The sequence below is a fragment of the Barnesiella sp. CU968 genome (genome assembly GCF_905219685.1).
In the GTDB taxonomy this organism is placed as follows: Bacteria; Bacteroidota; Bacteroidia; order Bacteroidales; family Muribaculaceae; genus Lepagella; species Lepagella muris_A.
This window is the reverse complement of sequence record NZ_CAJMXD010000453.1, coordinates 1-2,125: the sequence shown is the minus strand read 5'-3', so window position 1 is coordinate 2,125 and position 2,125 is coordinate 1. Positions and strand designations below refer to the sequence as shown.

1 protein-coding gene and 1 pseudogene are annotated in these 2,125 nt (G+C 52.5%); both read left to right on the top strand.

Annotated features, from left to right (window positions below; genetic code table 11):
* Positions 1-1,620 (top strand): SusE domain-containing protein (locus JX312_RS12670; RefSeq protein WP_239653920.1); only part of this gene is annotated, 1,620 nt, incomplete at its 5' end.
* 11 nt (positions 1,621-1,631) lie between these two features.
* Positions 1,632-2,125: pseudogene (locus tag JX312_RS12665) on the top strand (DUF4832 domain-containing protein); the annotation flags it as partial.

The following is a 2,125-nucleotide window of genomic DNA, read 5'->3' as shown; positions in this document are numbered from 1 at the left end:
ATATACAGCAACATGCTCCGTCTGTCAGCTTTCATGCTGACAGCGGGCATCCTTGCCGCCTGCGGAAACGAAGACATTGACAATGCCTATTCCCGCAATCAGTCTGTGATCCAGCTTGCCACATCAGGCGAATACATAGTGCTTGACGAAAACGATCCCGACGGTGTCGCCCTCACCCTTGAATGGAACGAGGCGCATCCCTACGGCAACGAATACATAACCACCTATCAGTATCAGATGGAAGCGGTAGGCAGCAAGTCTGCCGCCATAAAGGAATATGAAGACGACGGCATGTTCCGCCGCAAATATACCAACCGCGAACTGCATGAACTGCTGACGGGGCATTTCGGATGCCTCACAAGCACTGTCAATACACTCAGCTTCACGGTCACGGCATCGTTCGAAGGTCCGAGAGTCGTTATCCCCGACATCGCCACCGCAACAATCCGTGTGAAGACTTACGGTGAGAAGCAGTTCATTGCCGACCGTCTTTCAATCGGAGGAACCGCCGTCGGCGACAATCCCATCGAGCTGAAACCTACGTCCGAGACATCAAAGACGTACACATGGAACGGCGCGCTCGCAGCCGGAAAAATCAATTTCCCGGTTGTCTACGGCGATGAAAACAACGCTGTCTCACCCGCAAACCCCGACCAGGCTATCACCACAGATGAAATGCCCGCTATAATGGCGGATGCCTCTCAAGCCAACTACTGGATAATCCCCGAAAGCGGTAACTACCGCATAACCGTCAACCTTGAGGCACGCACGGTCAAGATTGTAGCGGCAGGAAGTGTCATCGAGCTTGACAAGNTTTATCTNTCAGGAACAGCCGTCGGAGGGGAAGATGTTGAAATCGAGCGCACCCTTGAAGATGACCAGCTCTTCGCATGGAGAGGCGAGCTGAAAGCAGGCAAACTCTTTATGCCGCTGCTGTACGAAGAAGCCAAGTCAATATCATTCGTGCCAAAAGACAAAGGGAACCATGACATCAACGACGGCAATGCCCACGAATTCGACCAGACATCCACAGAAAGCGGCACGGGTTCGGCATACTGGGAGATACCCGCCGACGGAACATACCGCATTGTAGTCAACCTCGACGAACGCACCGTCACCATCTACTCAGCCGCCACAGACCTCAAGAACACCGTTGTATCCTACAACAACACAGTCGACGGCATCAATCCATACACACAGGAAGTAACCGAACTCTGGATGTGGGGCGGATTCAACGCCTCGGCACACGATGACGGCATGAAAGCCGGCTTCCAGACCAAGTACAGAATGAAGCAGTCGCTTGCCAACCCGAACGTATTCGTATACCACGGCGATCCGCTCCCCCGCAGCGTCTCTACCGACGACTGGTCCAAGGCGACTGCCACCGGCGCGCTGAATTTTCTTGTTTCGAACATAGAGAACAACGTATATGCCTTCGGTTCGACAGCAGATGCCGAGAGAAACAAAAAACGAGGCTACCTGACTGTAAACAACGGAGAGACTCTTCAGCTTGTGGCAGGACAGAGCCATAACCGGTATGCATTCTTCTGCGTTCCCGAGAACTGCACATACGTAGTGGTCAACATTGAGAAACTGACCGTATATTTTGGAAATAAATAAGATCTGAAAACATGAACAACATAAAGAAATACATGAACCGCGCCTGCACTCTGCTGGCAGGCGCGGCAATCACCCTCGGAGCCGTTTCCTGCTCTGACAACGATGAAATTGCCGAAGGCTCTCACAATTGGGAAATCAACGGCAACGAAGTGGTCGACATCAAACCCGAACGCTACAAAAACCTTAAGAACCCGATGACCGGATGGGTGCTTTACACAGGACTCGGCGACGGACTGCGCGACGATTTCTGGGAGGTATATGACAACTACCCCTCTTCCGAAGGTAATGTGAAGGTATCGGATTATGCCACCGTTCTCTTCATCCGCGCCGCATGGACATATTTCAATCCCGAGGAGGGCGTGTATGTCTGGAACCAGCCGCCGTCGGCATCGAAATACGCACGACGTTTCCACATGCTTGTGGACGGAGCGAAAGAGCGTGGTCTGAAACTTGCATTCTCGTTCATATGCGACAGCCAGGACAAACACGACAACTTCACGCCGGA